We start from the raw sequence: 19,165 nt of genomic DNA, 5'->3' as shown, positions 1-19,165 counted from the left end.
AATAGTTACTTTTTATGAGTATTCCCGCACAATTCGACGCTAAAACCATTGAGCAAAAGTGGTACGATTACTGGATGAAAAACAATTACTTTCATTCTAAACCCGATCACAGAACACCGTATACCATTGTTATTCCACCACCTAACGTAACGGGGGTGTTGCACATGGGGCACATGTTAAACAATACAATTCAGGATGTTTTAATTCGTCGTGCCCGCTTAAGAGGGTTTAATGCTTGCTGGGTTCCCGGAACGGATCATGCCTCTATTGCGACCGAAGCAAAAGTGGTGGCCAAATTAAAGTCGGAGGGAATCAATAAAAACGATTTAACTAGAGAAGAATTCTTGTCGCATGCATGGGATTGGACCAATAAATACGGTGGTGTTATCTTAGAGCAACTTAAAAAATTAGGAGCTTCGTGCGATTGGGAAAGAACCAAATTTACGATGGATCCTGATATGTCGGCTTCTGTAATTAAATCGTTTGTCGATTTGTATAACAAAGGCTTGATTTACCGTGGTTACCGAATGGTGAATTGGGATCCTGAAGCCAAAACTACTTTGTCTGACGAGGAAGTAATTTACGAAGAACAAAACGGAAAATTATTTTTCTTAAAATATAAAATTGAAGGTTCAGAAGATTTTCTGACAGTGGCTACAACACGTCCCGAAACTATTTTTGGAGATACTGCCATTTGTATCAATCCAAACGATGAACGTTTTGCACATTTAAAAGGAAAGAAAGCGATTGTGCCTATTTGCGGTCGTCTAATTCCGATTATTGAAGATGAATATGTGGATGTTGAATTTGGAACAGGTTGTTTAAAAGTAACGCCTGCTCACGATGTAAACGATAAAACATTAGGTGAAAAGCACAATTTGGAAATTATCGATATTTTCAATGAAGATGCTTCGCTAAATAGTTTCGGATTGCATTATCAAGGAAAAGATCGTTTTGTAGTTCGTGCTGAAATTGCTAAAGAATTAGAAGAAACGGGCGCTTTAACTAAAACGGAAATCCATTTGAATAAAGTGGGAACTTCAGAAAGAACCAAAGCCGTTATCGAACCAAGATTATCAGATCAATGGTTTTTGAAAATGGAAGATTTGGTAAAACCAGCTATCAAAGCGGTTTTAGAAGATGGCGAAATCAAACTACACCCAAAACGTTTTGATAATACGTATGCTCATTGGTTAAATAATATTCGCGATTGGAATATTTCCCGTCAATTATGGTGGGGACAACAAATTCCGGCTTATTATTATGGAGATGGAAAAGAAGATTTCGTAGTTGCTGAAAGCATTGAAGAGGCGCTAGTTTTAGCCAAAGAAAAAACCAATAACCCACAACTAACAACCGATAGCTTAAAACAAGATGCTGATGCGCTTGATACTTGGTTTTCCTCTTGGTTGTGGCCAATGTCGGTTTTTGGTGGAATCATGAATCCGGAAAACGAAGATTTTAAATATTATTACCCAACCAATGATTTGGTTACAGGGCCAGATATTTTATTTTTCTGGGTTGCCCGAATGATTATTGCAGGTTATGAATATACCGATAAGAAACCGTTTACCAATGTGTATTTAACCGGTTTAGTTCGCGATAGTCAACGTCGTAAAATGTCGAAATCACTAGGGAATTCGCCAGATCCTTTGGACTTAATTGAAAAATTTGGTGCTGATGGTGTTCGAGTTGGATTGTTATTAAGCGCTTCGGCAGGAAACGATATTTTATTCGATGAAGAATTATGCAACCAAGGAAAAGGTTTTTCAAACAAAATATGGAATGCTTTTAAATTGATTAAAGGTTGGGAAGTTTCAGCAGCAATTCCGCAACCAGAATCTTCTAAAGTAGCTGTTGAATGGTACGAAGCTAAATTGCAACAAACATTAACTGAAATTGAAGATAATTTCGAAAAATACCGAATTTCGGATGCTTTAATGGCTATTTATAAATTGGTTTGGGATGATTTTTGTTCGTGGTTTTTAGAGATGATTAAACCCGCCTACCAACAACCAATAGATAAAGTTACTTTTGATAAAGCAATTGAAATGCTGGAAAATAACTTGAAATTGTTGCATCCGTTTATGCCATTTTTGACTGAAGAAATTTGGCAACACATTGCCGAACGAACTCCGGAAGAAGCCTTAATCGTTTCGACATGGCCAGAAATAAAATCTTTTGATGCCAAATTAATTTCAGATTTTGAAAATACCATCGAGGTAATTTCTGGAATCAGAACTATTCGTAAAGACAAAAATATTCCGTTTAAAGATACCATCGAATTAAAAGCCATCAACCACGAAAATACGGCTACGTATTTTGATAGTGTGGTTTCTAAATTAGGTAATCTTTCTAATTTTGAATATGTATCAGATAAAGTAGATAATGCCTTGTCTTTCCGAGTAAAATCGAATGAATATTTTATTCCAATTTCAGGCGGAAATATTGATATTGCGGCCGAAATAACAAAGTTAGAGGAAGAATTAAGATACGTACAAGGATTTTTAAAATCGGTACAATCTAAATTAGCAAATGAAAAATTTGTGAGTGGTGCACCCGAAAAAGTGATTGCTATGGAACGCAAAAAAGAAGCCGACGCTTTAGCAAAGATTGAAACAATTGAGCAAAGTTTGGCTGGATTAAAATAACCGAATTTAAAGGTAAAATTAAAGGCTGTTTCGTTTTAGAAACAGCCTTTTTATTTTAATCCAATTTATGAAAATTGCTTAAAATCGAATTTAGGTTTTATCGTAATGTTGCCCCAAGTTCGGTTTCAAAACTTTTTTGCAATTTGTTCATAATTTTATCAATTTGAACATCGGTTAAAGTTTTGGCGTTGTCCTGAATGGTAAAACTCAACGCGTATGATTTTTTCCCTTCTGGTAAATTTTTTCCTTCGTACACATCAAACAAATTGACATCTTTTAAAAGTGATTTTTCGGTTTGTTTGGCCAAGGCAAAAATAGTATCATACGAAATATTTTGATCAAGTAACAAGGCTAAATCACGTCGAACTTCAGGGTATTTCGGAATGTCGCTGTATTTGATTTTTCCGGTGATGATTTTTAAAATTAAATCCCAATTAAAATCGGCATAATATACTTCTTGTTTGATGCCAAACGATTTCAGAATGGATTTTTTAATCACACCCATATTCACTAAGGTTTCATGACCATAATGAATAGCAGTTCCTTCCGAATAAACATCTAAATCGGTTGGGTTGTTTGTTAATTTTTGAATTCCCAAACGATTTAAAATGGCTGTTACATATCCTTTCAATAAGAAAAAATCTGTTGGTTTAGAGCCCGACGTCCAGGTTTCTTTGTTGCGATCTCCCGTAATAAAAAGACTCATGCGTTTGTGCTCTTCAAAACCATTCAAGAATTTGTGATACGTTTTTCCGAATTCAAATAATTTCAAATCGGAATTCTTACGGTTGATGTTGTATGAAATAGCTTCTAATCCAGAAAATAAAAGCGATTGACGCATAGTTGCCAAATCTGCACTTAACGGATTTAACATGTTTACATTGTGTTCTTCTTTTAACAAAGTCGACAATTTAGCATAATTAGCCGTAGTGAGCGAGTTGTTCATCATTTCATGAAAACCTTGCGAATTTAACTGACTCGCAATGATATTTTGAACTTTGTAATCCTCAGTTCTAGGCGAGTTGGTAACTGTAGCGTTTAGTTTGTTCGAAAAATTAACATTATTGTATCCGTAAACACGCAAAATTTCTTCAATAACATCAATTTCTCTTTGAACATCTACTCTAAAAGCAGGAATTGTTAAGCCCAAACCAGCTTCCGAAACGCTATTTACTTTGATGTCTAACGAAACCAATATTTTTTTGATAGTGTCTTTTGGAATTTCTTGGCCAATGATTTTGTATACATTTTTAAAATTCAAAAACACCGAGAAATCTTCTACTTTTTTCGGGTAAACTTCAATAATATCCGAAGTAATTTCGCCGCCAGCCACTTCTTTAATTAATAAAGCCGCACGTTTTAAAGCATATTCGGTAATGGTAGGATCAATTCCTCTTTCAAAACGGAAAGAAGCATCGGTATTTAGTTGATGTCTTTTTGCTGTTTTTCGAATGCTTACGGGGTTAAAATAAGCACTTTCTAAAAATATAGAAGTCGTACTTTCGGTAACGCCCGATTTTTTTCCACCAAAAACACCGGCAATACAAAGAGGTCCTTTTTCATCGCAAATCATCAAATCTTCTTCGTGTAAAGTTCTCTCTACATCATCTAGAGTGACAAATTTGGTTCCGGCAGGTACTTTTTTTACAATAACTTTTCCGTTAATTTTTGTCGCATCAAAAGCATGAAGTGGTTGCCCTAATTCGTGTAAAACATAATTCGTTACATCAACGATATTGTTTTTGGGAGTTATTCCGATGGCTTTTAAACGGTTTTGTAACCATTCAGGCGAATCTTGAATACTCAGACCTGAAATCGTTACTCCGCAATATCGTGGTGCCAAAGTAGGCTCTTCAACGGCAACATCAATTTTAAGGGTACGCATATCGACTCTAAAATTACTAACCGAAGGCGTAATTAATTCTACATGAACTCCCTTTTGTAACATACCTGCTCTTAAATCGCGTGCTGTTCCGTAGTGGCTCATAGCATCGGCGCGGTTAGGCGTAAGGCCAATTTCAAAAACTTCGTCATTAACAATATTAAAAATAGTAGCGGCGGGAGTACCTGGTTTTAGTTTTGCATCCAAAACCATAATACCGTCATGACTGGTTCCAAGTCCTAATTCATCTTCGGCACAAATCATTCCGAAAGATTCTTGTCCGCGAATTTTACCTTTTTTTATGGTAAATTCATTACCGTCTTTATCATATAAAATTGTTCCAATAGTAGCAACTGGAACTTTTTGTCCGGCGGCAACATTGGCAGCTCCACAAACAATTTGTAGTGGTTTTTCTTCTCCAATATCTACCGTTGTAATATTCAATCGATCGGCATCTGGATGTTTCTCACAAGTCAAAACATGACCTACTACGACACCTTCTAAACCACCTTTTACAGATTGGTATTTTTCAACTACTTCTACTTCAAGACCTAAATCGGTTAATAAAGCTGCTGTATCTTCTGAAGGATTGTCTATTTTAATGAATTGTTTTAACCAGTTGTAAGATATTTTCATGGTAACGTAATTATTCTTTTTTTAGTGTGTAAATATAAGGATTGCTTACGTGAGTAGGAAACAATTTTTTGTTTTTGTGCGGTCTTTTGTAGTGTTTTGAAAACCGTTGATTTTGATTTGTTTTAGAAAAAGAATAGAGGCCTTATTGCTAAAGCCTCTATTTTTATTGGTTGTTTACTATTTAAAATTCTTTTAATTCCGATTCGTTTTGTTGTTGAGGCGGACAATAATGAAAATAAGTACCCCAATTGTCTTTTGAATAGGAAATGTCGCCCGACCAACATTCTTCTTCTTCTAAATTGGTAGTATCTTCGGTATTTTGTACCATCACTTTAGAACAAATACAGATGCACTCAAAAGCTTCTTTTGAAATTTTAAAAAGTGGAACTGTAAATTTATACGTAGTTTGTGTGTTTTTAAAATTGGCTTGATGCGGAAATTCAGCTGCTGAAAGTGCTTCTTTTTTTATAGGAATACTGGTTTCTTTTCCTACAAATAAAGAAATGTTTTTTAAAGTCCATTTTGAATCTACTTTATACGTAATGTAGAGGTTTCCTTCGGTATTTATGACTTGCATGTTTCCGACTACGGTATTATTTGAAGTAACTATTTTTTGACTAATTTCCGGGGTAGTAGCGGTATAACCATAACTAGTAGGATTTTGACTAGTTGGTGTTGACGTGTTATCATCATCATTAGAACAACTGATGAAACATAACATTCCTAAAATAAAAGCCCATTTTTTCATTTTACCATTTGTTAATTTTTTAAAACATTTAAAAAGTTTCAAGTAATAGATTGATTTTCAGTTCAAATGTGATTATTATTAATCGAATAAAATAAAAAAAACGTTTAATTGTAAGTTTAAATAGTTGAAATACAGTTGTTTACATTGTGTTAAGGTTGCCTTAACAATTTAGGTGTTTAATAAATGTGATCTTATTGAAAAATATAACTTTAGTAGGTATGCCTAGTAATTTACTTACAGGATTTCTTCGATGTGTTTTTTGATATTTTCGGCCATTTTAGGAGTCGGTAAATCATTTTCATCCATTCCAAATGGGTCTTCGATTTCCTCGGCAATCAATTCTAAACTAGCGAAAGCATAAAAACAAAATACCACAACTGGAATAACATAATAGCCCAAACTCAGCGAAAAGCCAAAAGGCAACGTCATCGTGTAAAAAAAGATAAATTTTTTGATGAAAGCACTGTAAGAATAGGGAATAGGGGTGTTTTTTATACGCTCGCAAGCTCCACAAATATCGGTGAAAGATTGTAATTCGCTGTTTAAAACAATGAGTTGGTCGCCGGTGATTTTTTGACTTGTATACAAATCATTAATTTTGCTATACATCATTTTCATGACCTGATTTGGGCGGTGTTTATAATGATCAATTTGAAGATCTACATCATCAAAAAGTTGTTTTCCGGTATCTTCATTGCGTAAATGTTTGCTTAAAACCGAAGCATATGAAGGAATTGTTTTTCTGAAAAAAACTTTATCATGTTCGTCTTTTAGCATTACCGAAAGTTTTAAGGCTAAATTGCGACTGTTGTTTACTAAACCGCCCCATAATTTTCGTCCTTCCCACCAGCGATCATAAGCTGTGTTGGTTCTAAAAACCAACAATAGCGAAAGTACAAAACCCAACATGCTGTGCATAATGGTGATGTTTTTTATCTGATTATTTTCGCTTAATTTAAAGTATTCTACCTCGGCATATCCCACAGCATACGAATAGAATGCAATAGCAATCATGATGGGAAATAATTTTCTAACGGTATCCGAGCGGTGAAAACGAAAAATAAAGGTAAACCACTCTTTGGTGTTGTACGAAATCATATTTTAAATCTTTACCTACAAATTTAGCTTAAAAACCAATAGTTCCGGCTAATTCTTTTAAAGCAATTTCGGATAATTTAGCTTGAAATTGGGCATTGTTGTAGCGCAATTTGGCATTGATGTAATTGAGCTGAGCGGTTCTGAATTCTAAAGTGGTTATGGTCCCTATTTTGAATTTATCTACCGTAATTTGAAGGTTTTGTTTGGCAATAGTTTGATTATTGTCTTCTAAACCAATCAAATCAAGGTTGGTGAGATAGGTTTGATAAGCCGTAGCCAATTGTGTTGTTAACGCCTGATTTTGTTGTGCAACAGCTAATTTGGAGTTGTTAACATCCAACAGGGCATTTTTTTCATTTCGATTTTGATTGAACCCATCAAAAATATTCATGCTAGCGGTAAATCCGTAGTTAAATCCTTTTGAATTGGATTGTCTGGCAAAACCCAAACTCGATTGACTGTCGGCAAAATTATAACCCGAATTTAAGGTTACTAAAGGATATCGATCGGCTTTGACTTGTTTGAGTTGCAATTCGGCTATACGATTGGAGATGATTTGTGCTTGCAGTTGCGGATTTTGTTTTTGAGCTAATTCTAATAAATTATCATATAATAATTGGTTGTCTACGTTAACTTCATCTACCACTACAAATTCAGTTTTAGTAGGTCTAGCCAATATTTGATTTAATAAAAATTTCGTGTTTTGATAGGTTTCTTTTTGTCGAAGTAATGCCACTTGATCGGTATTGAGGTCTACTTGTGCATTTAAAACTTCTAATTTGGAAGCTTTTCCAATTCCGAAACGATTTTGAGCTAACTCCAAACGTTCTTTCGAAAGTGCGATACTCGAATCAAGTGCAGCGAGTTGTTGCTGTTGCTGCACCAAATCATAATAATTGAGGTTTACTTCTCCGATTTTTTGTAACACAGTGCGCTTTAATTGGGCTTCGCCTAATTTTGATAATTCTTTTAATTGATCGGCTTTGGCAAACATTTTTAAACCATCAAAAACGGTCCAATCCAAACTTACACCGTAATTTAAACTATTGTTTTTGGCGTTGTCTAAAGAAACGCTAGTCCCATCCGTTCGGGTTTGTGACGTATTTTGAACACTGTTATTATCCAAAACCGAGGCAGCAGCTTGTGGCAACATACCGGCGTTTCCAATAGTATTGTTGTTCTTTGCTATTTTTAAATTATTTGAAGCAATTTGGATATCAAAATTATTATCTAAAGCTATTTTAATTGCCGATTCTATGGTTAAAACTTCTTGTGCCTTGCTTGTATTGATAACAGCAATTAATACAAAAAAAATAAGACGTATTTGGATGTTGCAGTTCATAAGATTAATGCTTTTTTGCTTCTTTTTCATATTCTTCAATACGATCAAATTCGGGGTAATGTTTACGTGCTTTTGACCACATAAAATAAAGTGCTGGGATAATAAACAACGTTAAAACCAACGAAAAAATAGTACCGCCTACAATAACAACGCCCATTCCGATTCGGCTTGTGGAGGCTGCTCCTAAAGAAAGAGCAATAGGTAAAGCACCCAACGAAATAGCCAAACTGGTCATTAAAATGGGGCGTAAACGAGCTTCTGATGCTTCGATTATGGCCTGGTATTTATCCTTACCTTCCTCGCGAAGTTGATTGGCAAATTCCACAATTAAAATTCCGTTTTTGGTTACCAAACCAATTAACATAATAGTTCCAATTTGACTAAAAATATTCCAGGTTTGATCAAATAACCAAAGCGAAAATAAAGCTCCTGCAACAGCCATTGGTACGGTAAGAATTATGATAAAAGGATCAATAAAACTTTCAAATTGTGCCGACAGAATTAAAAAAATCAATAATAAAGCCAACCCAAATGCAAAGGAAGTATTGGAACTACTTTCTACAAAATCCCTAGATTCGCCACCCAAATCGGTAGTAAAAGTATCATCTAACACTTTTTCTTTTATCTGATTCATCGCTTCAATTCCGTCGCTAATACTTTTTCCGGGCGCCAAGCCAGCTGAAACTGTGGCCGACATGTAACGGTTATTGTGGTACAATTGCGGCGGATTGCTTTTTTCGTCAATAGCAACTACATTGTCCATTTGAATCAAATCACCTTTGTTGTTTTTAACAAACATCGACGTTAAATCCAATGGTTTTGAGCGGTCTTTTTCATCAAATTGTCCAATGACTTGATATTGTTTTCCGTTTTTAATAAAATACCCAAAACGTTGACCACTCAAAGAAAGTTGCAAAGTTTCGGCAATATCTTTGATGGAAATTCCTAAACTTTCGGCTTTTTCGCGGTCTATGGTTACGTTTATTTCGGGTTTGTTGAATTTTAAATTCACATCAGTCATCGAAAACACATCACTTTTGGATGCTTCTTCCATAAACAACGGAATTTTTTCTTGGAGTTTTTCAAAATTCTGAGCTTGGATAATATACTGAATAGGTAAACCCGCTCTACGATTTACCGAAATAGTAGGTTGTTGGGTTACCGAAGTTTTGGCTTCGGGGTATTGACTCGTCCACTTGGACAATTTATCAGCAATTTCTTGTTGCGAAAGTTCTCGTTCGTTTTTTTCTTTTAATGATAATCGTATAAAGCCGCTGTTCACGGATGAAGAGCCATAACTAGGAGAGGAAACCACTAAACTTACTTTTTTCTCCGGAATAGAATCATCAACTAATTTTGAAATTTCTTGCATGAAACGATCGGTATATTCATAAGAAGAACCTTCTGGAGTACTCATTCGCATAATTATTGAACTGCGATCGTCATAAGGAGCTGTTTCTTTTTTCAAGACATTAAAAAACAAATAAATCAATCCGAAACAAGCAATTAAAATGGGAAAACTAAGCCATTTTCTTTTCATGAATTGAATTAAAGATGAAGCATATCCTTTGTTTAATTTCTCGAAATAAGGTTCTGTAGTTACATAAAATTTGGATTTTTTTTGTTCGCCACCTTTCATCAAATACGCATTTAACATTGGGGTTAAGGTTAGCGATACAAAGGCCGAAATCAAGACTGCTGCTCCGATGACTACTCCAAATTCTCTAAACAAACGACCTACAAATCCTTCTAAAAAGATTACGGGTAAAAATACAGCTGCCAATGTTATGGAAATGGAAATTACCGCAAAAAAGATTTCGTTCGAACCTTTAATGGCCGCTTCAATAGGGCTCATGCCTTCTTCTACTTTTTTAAAGATGTTTTCGGTAACTACAATTCCGTCATCCACAACCAAACCAGTTGCCAATACAATTGCCAGTAAGGTTAACACGTTTATCGAAAATCCAAAAAGCCACATGATGAAAAAAGTAGCAATTAAGGAAACCGGAATATCAATTAAGGGTCTAAAGGCAATTGCCCAATCTCTGAAGAATAAATATATAATCAGAATAACCAGAACAATCGAAATTCCAAGTGTTTCAACAACTTCCATAACCGATTTTTTTACAAAAATCGTGTTGTCTAAGGCAATATTCAGGGTTATGTCTTCAGGCAAATCTTTTTTTAAAGCCTCAAATTTTTTATAAAATTCATTCGAAATATCCAAATAATTCGCCCCTGGCATTGGCACAATAGCCAAACCAATCATCGGTTTTCCGGATTGGGTTAATTTAGTTTCAATATTTTCTGGACCCAAAACGGCGTTGCCGACATCGCTAAAACGAACGGTTTTTTCGCCTTCGGAACGAACAATGATGTTGTTGAATTCTTCTGCAGTAGATAAATTCCCGATTGTTTTTACGGTGAGTTCGGTGGTGTTTCCGGTTAATTTTCCTGATGGGAGTTCAATATTTTGCGCATTTAAAGCATCTCGAACTTCGGCTACCGTGATACCGTATGAGGCTAATTTAACGGGATCAATCCACAAGCGCATGGCGTATCTTTTTTGTCCCCAAATTTGAACCGCACTAACACCGGGAATGGTTTCAAGTCTTTGCGAAATCACATTTTCGGCATAATCACTCAATTCTAGTTGTGATCGTGTGTCACTCTGAACGGTCATCGAAATAATAGCATCGCTATCGGCATTCGCTTTAGAAACAACAGGGGGAGCGTCTATATCTTTTGGTAGATTTCGGATGGCTTGCGATACTTTGTCTCTTACATCATTTGCCGCTTCTTCTAAATCTTTATCCAAGTTAAATTCGATGGTAATATTGCTGGTTCCCTGATTACTGGAAGACGTAATATTCCGAATGCCGTCAATCGCATTAATGGCTTTTTCGAGCGGTTCGGTAATTTGCGATTCGATAATATCCGAATTGGCTCCGGTGTAACTCGTTCTTACCGAAACCTGCGCCGGATCAATCGAAGGAAATTCCCGCACTCCTAAAAAAGTATAACCAATAAAACCAAACAAAATGATGGCTACATTGAGTACAATGGTCAAAACGGGTCTTTTGATGCTAGTAGTAGATAAACTCATTATTTTTTGGGTTTGAGCGTTTTTTAAATAGAGTTCGTTCTGAATTGGAACGAAAACGCTTGTTTTTGTGAATTATTCTAAAGTTACTTGTATCGAATCGTCGTTTTTTAAACTCATGACACCATTGGTTATCAAAGTATCGCCAACTTGTAAACCGCTATAAATTAAAATATCCGATTCTGTTCTTGTACCTGTTTCCACTTTAATTTCTTTTGCTTTTCCATTTTTAGCCACAAAAACCTTTTTTCCACCCTGAATTGGAATTATGGCTTCGGTTGGAATTACAATGGCATCCTGAATAATGGTTAAAGGCAACTGTACATCGGCAAAAGTACCTGGAAACAATTTTCCATCTACATTATTGGCCAAAGCCCTTATTTGCAACGTACGAGTTTGAACTTCTACTTCTGGCTCAATGGCATAAACCGTTGCAGTATGCACTTCGTTTGAACCGGATACTGTAAACTGAATTTTAGTATGATTTTGAACTTGAGTTGCATATTTTTCGGGAACCGAAAAAGTGATTTTTAATTGTTGTGTGTTTACTAATTTGGCCACCAATAGGCTAGGGGTAATGTAGGTTCCAGGCGAAATAGAACGCAATCCGATTTTACCAGAAAAAGGCGCTTTTACAGATGTTTTGGCAATTTGCGCTCTAATTAATTGGGTTTGTGCCGTTGTAGAAGCAAAATCAGCATTGGCAACATCAAATTCTTCTTGACTAATGGCTTCTTTTTCTAATAGTAATTTGGCTCTTCGGGCATTTTCGCCAGCAAGTCCTTGTTTGGTAATAGCTTGTTGCAATTGCGCTTTTAGTTCAATGTCGTTGACTTTAAATAAAACCTGGCCTTTTTTGACCATCGAACCTTCTTTAAAATAAATACCTTCTACAATTCCAGAAACTTCACTTCTAATTTCCACTTGTTCGTTCGCTTCAATAGAACCTGATAATGAAAGATGGTTGTCAAAAACACTGCTTTTTACAATTATTCCCGAAACGGTAGTTGCTTTTTTCTTGCTTTTAAATGCTTTTGCTTCGGCATTTTTTTCTTGATTGGCTATTATCCTGTATCCGATAAAGCTTCCTATTCCGATAATAATGATAACAAGGGCTAGATTTTTAAATTTCATTTTATGTGAAGTTGTGTAGGTTTATGTTAGGTTTTTGGTATAATTGCAAATTTAGTTTTTTGTTGTAAAACCTTTGAATGTGACTTTGTATTTAACAGTTGTAGCTACAACAATTGTAGTTTTTAAGGCAATTTAAGAGTATAAGACTTTCAAAACAGACAAAGGTTTAATTAAAAATGAGAAAAAAATAGTTTTCAAAAAATATACAGCCTTTTATAGAATTAACTGATGTAATTCCAAATGTTTTTCTTTTTCGTCATTTCTAGGAATACGGTTCGCAAATTTTGGTGTTCAGGCAATTGCAATGCGGGGTCTTTTTTCAATAATACAAGCGCGTGATTTCGAGCCAAAGCTAAAATTTCTTTGTCTTTTACAATATCGGCAATTTGAAGATTGAGTACACCACTTTGTTGGGTTCCCATTAGATCACCTGGACCTCTCAATTTTAAGTCGACTTCGGCAATTTCAAAACCATCGTTGGTTTGTACCATAGTTTCCATACGGGTTTTACTGTCTGAACTCAATTTGTGACTGGTCATTAAAATGCAATAACTTTGTTCGGCACCACGACCCACGCGACCTCGCAATTGGTGTAGTTGCGATAATCCAAAACGTTCGGCGCTTTCAATAATCATCACACTGGCGTTGGGTACATTCACACCAACTTCGATTACTGTGGTCGCCACCATAATATTGGTTTTTCCTTCGCTAAAGCGTTTCATTTCAGCATCTTTATCGGCAGGTTTCATTTTACCGTGTACGATAGAAATGCTGTATTGTGGCAAAGGAAAATCGCGTGAAATACTTTCGTATCCGTCCATTAAATCTTTAAAATCCATTTTTTCGGATTCTTGAATGAGTGGATAAACAATATAAATTTGACGGCCTTTGGCAATTTCATCTCGAATAAATTTCCATACTTTTAGTCGGTTAGCATCGTAGCGGTGCACGGTTTGTATGGGTTTTCTGCCAGGAGGCAACTCGTCAATTACCGAAATATCCAAATCGCCATACAGACTCATCGCAAGCGTTCGCGGAATAGGAGTGGCGGTCATGACTAAAACATGGGGCGGAATGCTGTTTTTTTTCCACAATTTTGAACGCTGCTCTACGCCAAAACGATGTTGCTCATCAATTACCGATAAACCTAAGTTTTTAAACTTCACTTTATCTTCTAACAAAGCATGCGTTCCTATTAAAATTTGCAAAGCGCCATTTTCTAATTCTTCGTGAATGATTTTTCGAGCAGCTGTTTTAGTAGAACCGGTTAGAATTTTGATAGAAATGTTCATACGCTCTGCTAATTCGGATAAGCCCACAAAATGCTGATTGGCTAAAATTTCGGTTGGTGCCATTAAACAAGCCTGAAAACCATTATCTAAAGCCAAAAGCATGCTCATAAAAGCAACTATGGTTTTACCCGAGCCAACATCTCCCTGTAATAAACGGTTCATTTGGGCATTGCTTCCCATATCAGCCCGAATTTCTTTGAGGACTCGTTTTTGCGCATTGGTTAAGTCAAAAGGCAAGTGATTTTGATAAAATTCGTTAAAAAACGAGCCAACTTGTGTAAAAGCGTGTCCTTTTATTTTATGTTTTTGGAGGAGATTTTTGGTAATTAATTGCAATTGTATAAAAAACAATTCTTCAAATTTTAATCGGAATTGCGCTTTAGCTAAAAGTTCGTTGCTTTTTGGAAAATGAATATTAAATAATGCGGCTTTTTTCGGAATTAATGAAAGTGATGTTAGCAAATAATCGGGTAGGGTTTCGGAAAAAGCAGCCTGAGTTTCTAGAAAAAGTTGTTGCATTAATTTGGTAAAAACTCGATTTGAAATACCTCTGTTCGCTAATTTTTCTGTTGAAGGATAAACGGGTTGCATGGCCGATCGCAAACTTTTTTCATGTTCGGCTAACAATTCAATTTCAGGATGTGACATGTTAAATGTACCGTTAAACAAAGTACATTTTCCAAAAATCACAATTTTTTCATTTAGTTTCAAAGATTCTTTAAGCCATTTAATTCCTTGAAACCAAACGAGTTCCATTTGTCCAGTTTCATCATCAGTAAAAGTTGCGACCAATCTTTTTTGGTTTTTACCAAATTCAACGGTTTTAATATGAATAATTCGGCCTATTATTTGAACTTCTGCAGCTGAATTTTGTAGTTCGTTTATCTTATAATACCGCGTTCTATCAATATATCGATTGGGAAACAACTGCACTAAATCGCCATATTTATGAATTCCCAACTCCTTTCGCAATAATTCGCCTCGACTTGGGCCAACGCCTTTGAGGTATTCGATAGGAGTTTGTAAAAGATCCATTTTAAGATTTAAAATTTACGATTAGCAGTTTTAAAAAAGAATTTATTCCTTTTAGCGAAGATAGATTTTAATTGGTGATTTTGAAAATGGAGTTAATATAACTTTTAGAATGAAAAATGTGTTTTTTTATTTTATCTATAAGAAAAATCTTCTTTATGTATTTTATTGTATTATTCTTGTTTATTAAAAAACGAACCAATTAACCAAATTCAACCTTATGAAAAATCAAACCAAATTTTTAATTTATTTTTTAATTAGTACTATATGTAGCGGTAGTTTACTAGCTCAAAAACAAATTATTACAATAAATAAAAAAGTAAACGACGACAAGAGCATCGATTTCTATTACGAAAAAAACAGTCCCGGAAGTTACTCGGTAGATTTGCAGTTTTCGAATGTTCAAAATTGCGATGTTCGTGAACACAAAGCAGTTCTAAGAAGTCATAGTGGTTTTTTAATGAAACTCAGACCAATTGATAAAAACAAAGGAATTGGATATTCGTACAATATTTACTCCATAATGGGTGAGTTAAATCCGAGAATTGATAGTCTGTTTGGATATTCATTACCTTTTAAAAATGGTAAAAAAGTAAAAATTAAAGAAGCTGGTAATGCTGGCGAAAAATTTTTAGGACAAGAAAAACCGGCAAATTGGAAATCTTTTTTTGTGATATCTCCAACTCCCGATACAATTTGCAGCATGCGAAAAGGAATTGTGGTAAGAATTGTAAACGAACATGAGAATACCGATTCTGCAGATGCCATCTATACAAGCAAACGAAATTCGGTTACCATTGAACACGAAGACGGAACTTGTGCCACTTACACCGGATTTAATCAAAATAAAATATGGGTTAAACTAGGCGAATCAGTCCATCCGCAAACCGAAATTGGCGTTTCCGAAATGTATAATGGCAAAGGGTATACCATTCATTTTAATGTACATTATTTGTTCGATAAAGATTTTAAATCGACTAGTAAAAATTTAAAAGGTTATAAAAGTAAGTTTAAAAACATCAATCCGATATTTATTACGCAAGAAGGAGATGTTCAAATTGAGTCGGGAAAAGAGTATACGGCAAAAGTTGATGAAATGGTAATTACCAAAGAATTTTCAAAATCAGAAAAAAAGAAATACGCCAAAGAACATTTGAATTTTAAATAATTTTGAGTGAACGAGAAGTTGTTTTTTTTAAATCATTTTTCTGAAGAAATTCTAAAATCTAAAAAGTACCTTTGAAAAAAGAATAACTATTTTATGAATACGCACTTATGTCTTCTTCGCGGAATTAATGTTTCGGGACACAATATGATCAAAATGGATGCTTTGAAAACTACGTTAGAGAATTGTGGTTTTCAAAATGTGGTGACTTACATTCAGTCTGGAAATGTTTTTGTTGATTCGCCTGAAAGCAATTCAGCAGCAGTTGGATTTGCCATTAAACAAGAAATTTTTAAGGTTTTTGGACACGAAGTTGCGGTTGTGGTAGTTTCTAAAGAAGATTTAAAAAGTACTTTAAATGAGAATCCTTTTTTGATTGATAAAGAAGTAGATGTGAAAAAATTATATGTGGCTTTTTTATCCCAAAATTTAAAAAAGGAAGCTATAAACGATTTAAAAATGAGTCAATTTAAACCCGATGAAGCTATTTTACAAGGGAATAAAATTTTTATAAAATATGCGATGGGAGCAGGAAAAACAAGATTGGATCAAAAGTATATCGAAAAGAAATTGAATGTGGTTGCCACGATTCGGAATTGGAATACGGTGAGTCGTTTGTTAGAACTTTTTGAAGAGCGATAAAAAAAAAACGTTGGTATTAATACCAACGTTTTTTGTTTTTCTTAGAATTATCCGATTTTCGAGAATTGGTTTTTTTACCCCCACTTCGGTTTGAATTTTTAGGTTTAGTTGCTTCGGCAATTGGAGAGCCGCTATGCCAAGGATAAGGATGATCGGCAATTGTTTTTACATCTACCTTAATCAATTTTTGAATATCCTTCCAGTAACCGTGTTCATCTTTACTACAAAATGAAATCGCAATTCCACCATTTCCGGCACGACCTGTTCGGCCAATACGGTGTACATATGTTTCGGGAATATTGGGCAAATCAAAATTAATAACATAGGGTAATTGATCAATATCAATTCCCCTTGCGGCAATATCGGTGGCAATTAAAACACCTACTTCTTTATTTTTAAATGCATCCAAAACACGTTGTCGCGCGTTTTGCGATTTGTCTCCGTGAATGGCTTCGGCTGCTATCTCTTTTTTTCGTAATGCTTTTACAATATTATCGGCACCGTGTTTGGTTCTTGAAAAAACCAAGACATTCGATAAATTGTCTTGCGTGATTAAATGATGAAGTAAATTTCGTTTTTCTCCTTTTTCAACAAAATAAACACGTTGTTCTACTTTTTCAGCGGTAGAAGAAACAGGAGATACCGTGACCGTTGCCGGATCTTGCAAAAACATTTCGGCCAATTCGCGAATAGCAATAGGCATCGTGGCAGAGAAAAGTAGCGTTTGCCTGTTTTTTGGGGTAAGTTTTACTATTTTTTTGACATCGTTTATAAAACCCATGTCTAACATTTGATCGGCTTCGTCTAAAACCAAAACATGCAAATGATCCAAATCGATAAAACCTTGTTTTTGCAAATCCAATAAACGTCCTGGAGTAGCCACCAAGACATCTACACCATTTTTTAAAGTATCTACTTGTGCATTTTGCGATACTCCTCCAAAGATGGTCAATTGTGTTAGATTGGTGTATTTAGCATATGTATCGAAATTTTGTCCAATTTGAACCGCTAATTCACGCGTAGGGGTTACAATTAAAGCTCTGATTTTTTTGGCTTTTTTAGAAGAACCCACGATGCGGTGCAATTGATGGATAATCGGAATAGCAAAAGCTGCCGTTTTTCCGGTACCGGTTTGGGCGCATCCTACCAAATCTCGGCCTGATAAAACAATAGGAATAGCTTGTTCTTGAATGGGGGTGGGGTTGGTATAGCCTTCTTCGTGAACGGCTTTTTGGATACTTTTGGAAAGTGCTAAATCTTCGAATAACATATATATCTGAATTAATGAAGTCTTTTACTATAAGGCTAAAAGACAAGGTAACAAAGATAGTGTTATTATTTTGGATGCGCTCTAAACACGAAAATTGATTTTAAAGTAGACTTTATTGTTCGCTGGTTTTGATAAAATCGGTTACCAAATACCCAATTAATTTTCCGATTAAATGGTTGTTTTTTTCTTCTCCTAAATCGGGAGCGCCTTCGCAAATGTGCAAATAGGTTGCATTTTTGTGTTTTCCGAAATAAGAAACAAACTGACGAAGTTCTTCAATCGAAAATCCGCTTGGGGTCATGGCACTACTGGCAATATTAGGCAACGCATCTAAATCAACTTCGATACCAAAGGAATCTGTTTTTACAAAATCCAAAGCATGTTGCATTTCGCTAAAAAAATCTTTTTCCCTCCTAATTTTAACACTGTCGTAAGTGTTGTAACGCACACGATCTTCCTTCTTTTTAATGATGTCTAAAACACTTTTTGATGTGTAATTTTCGTGTAATCCAAAAATGAAATATTTTTTTAAAAATCCTTCTTCGTAAGCATACGAAAAACCGTTTCCGCTGTGTCTTCCTTCCAAAATTCTAAAATCCGAATGCGCATCAAAATTCACGGCATTCACCGGTTTTCCTTTGGCTAAAGCACTTCCTTTTATATTTCCGTACGAATTATTATGTCCGCCACCAATAATAATGGGTGTTTTGCCAGCCTTTACAATATTAAAAATAATGTTGGAAACTTCTTTATCAATTTTTTCGACCAACTGGCTCAATTTCAAACGATCATCAATATCGTTAAAATCCAAATGGGCAACTTCTTGCATTTCGGACGTTACATCCAGATGGCCTAAAATAGCAATTTGACTGCCTTTACAAAACCGATTGTGTTGGATATTAGCAATGCTTTTGAGTGCACTTTCCCAAGCCGAAGCGGCTCCAGGTCTTCCATAATTGGCTCGAATACCAATATCTTCTGGAATTCCTAACAGAATGTATTGAGCTTCGCAATTTGTAAGAAAAGTTATTAAATCGGTGTCTTTTGGTACGGTTAAAATCTTCTCACCAAACTTTATTTCGCCACTTCGGTGGTTGGTAACTTTGGCTAGATCACTGATTGTAAAAGGGATAAGTTTTTCCATGTAAAAAAGTGTTATCCAAAAATACT

Annotated in this window: 12 protein-coding genes; 3 read left to right on the top strand and 9 right to left on the bottom strand. The window is 35.1% G+C overall.

Annotated features, from left to right (window positions below; translation table 11 throughout):
• The first annotated feature begins 14 nt into the window (after nt 1-14).
• Nucleotides 15-2,651 carry a valine--tRNA ligase gene (locus tag I5M07_RS02650; protein ID WP_200104638.1) on the top strand — a complete coding sequence of 879 codons (2,637 nt, stop codon included), beginning with the start codon at nt 15-17 and terminating at the stop codon, nt 2,649-2,651.
• A gap of 97 nt (nt 2,652-2,748) precedes the next feature.
• Here I5M07_RS02650 and pheT read toward each other — a convergent pair whose 3' ends face one another.
• The 7 genes from pheT to recG form a co-directional block, all read right to left on the bottom strand.
• Entirely contained in the window at nt 2,749-5,169 is a 2,421-nt protein-coding gene (pheT, locus tag I5M07_RS02645; RefSeq protein WP_200104637.1) for a phenylalanine--tRNA ligase subunit beta, read from the bottom strand.
• Between the two features lie 181 nt (nt 5,170-5,350).
• Nucleotides 5,351-5,917 (bottom strand): hypothetical protein, encoded by a 567-nt coding sequence (locus I5M07_RS02640; RefSeq protein WP_200104636.1) that lies wholly within the window; start codon nt 5,915-5,917, stop codon nt 5,351-5,353.
• A 234-nt stretch (nt 5,918-6,151) separates the two neighbouring features.
• A complete protein-coding gene (locus tag I5M07_RS02635; RefSeq protein ID WP_200104635.1) occupies nt 6,152-7,015 on the bottom strand; it encodes a bestrophin family protein in 864 nt (287 codons plus the stop codon).
• Between the two features lie 28 nt (nt 7,016-7,043).
• A complete protein-coding gene (locus I5M07_RS02630) occupies nt 7,044-8,357 on the bottom strand; it encodes a TolC family protein (protein WP_200104634.1) in 1,314 nt (437 codons plus the stop codon).
• A gap of 4 nt (nt 8,358-8,361) precedes the next feature.
• A complete protein-coding gene (locus I5M07_RS02625; RefSeq protein WP_200104633.1) occupies nt 8,362-11,463 on the bottom strand; it encodes an efflux RND transporter permease subunit in 3,102 nt (1,033 codons plus the stop codon).
• Between the two features lie 72 nt (nt 11,464-11,535).
• Nucleotides 11,536-12,594, bottom strand: coding sequence for an efflux RND transporter periplasmic adaptor subunit (locus tag I5M07_RS02620; protein WP_200104632.1), 1,059 nt, complete (start codon nt 12,592-12,594; stop codon nt 11,536-11,538).
• 221 nt (nt 12,595-12,815) lie between these two features.
• The gene (gene recG, locus I5M07_RS02615) at nt 12,816-14,921 is read right to left on the bottom strand and encodes an ATP-dependent DNA helicase RecG (protein ID WP_200104631.1); all 2,106 of its coding nucleotides are present in this window, start codon (nt 14,919-14,921) and stop codon (nt 12,816-12,818) included.
• Nucleotides 14,922-15,138: 217 nt separating this feature from the next.
• On the opposite strand from recG, the gene I5M07_RS02610 reads away from it, so the two are divergent.
• Nucleotides 15,139-16,086: a hypothetical protein gene (locus I5M07_RS02610; protein WP_200104630.1), complete on the top strand. Its 948-nt coding sequence runs from the start codon at nt 15,139-15,141 to the stop codon at nt 16,084-16,086.
• Between the two features lie 93 nt (nt 16,087-16,179).
• A complete protein-coding gene (locus I5M07_RS02605; RefSeq protein ID WP_200104629.1) occupies nt 16,180-16,725 on the top strand; it encodes a DUF1697 domain-containing protein in 546 nt (181 codons plus the stop codon).
• A gap of 16 nt (nt 16,726-16,741) precedes the next feature.
• On the opposite strand, the gene I5M07_RS02600 is transcribed toward I5M07_RS02605, so the two are convergent.
• Both I5M07_RS02600 and I5M07_RS02595 read right to left on the bottom strand, forming a co-directional pair.
• On the bottom strand, nt 16,742-17,995 hold the full coding sequence (locus tag I5M07_RS02600; RefSeq protein WP_200104628.1) for a DEAD/DEAH box helicase: 1,254 nt from the start codon (nt 17,993-17,995) through the stop codon (nt 16,742-16,744).
• Between the two features lie 112 nt (nt 17,996-18,107).
• On the bottom strand, nt 18,108-19,139 hold the full coding sequence (locus I5M07_RS02595) for a formimidoylglutamase (RefSeq protein ID WP_200104627.1): 1,032 nt from the start codon (nt 19,137-19,139) through the stop codon (nt 18,108-18,110).
• Between the last annotated feature and the right edge of the window lie 26 nt (nt 19,140-19,165).

This window comes from Flavobacterium agrisoli (assembly GCF_016522065.1).
GTDB classification, from domain to species: domain Bacteria; phylum Bacteroidota; class Bacteroidia; order Flavobacteriales; family Flavobacteriaceae; genus Flavobacterium; species Flavobacterium agrisoli.
The sequence above is the reverse complement of the archived record's forward strand: the minus strand, read 5'-3'. Positions and strand labels throughout refer to the sequence as shown.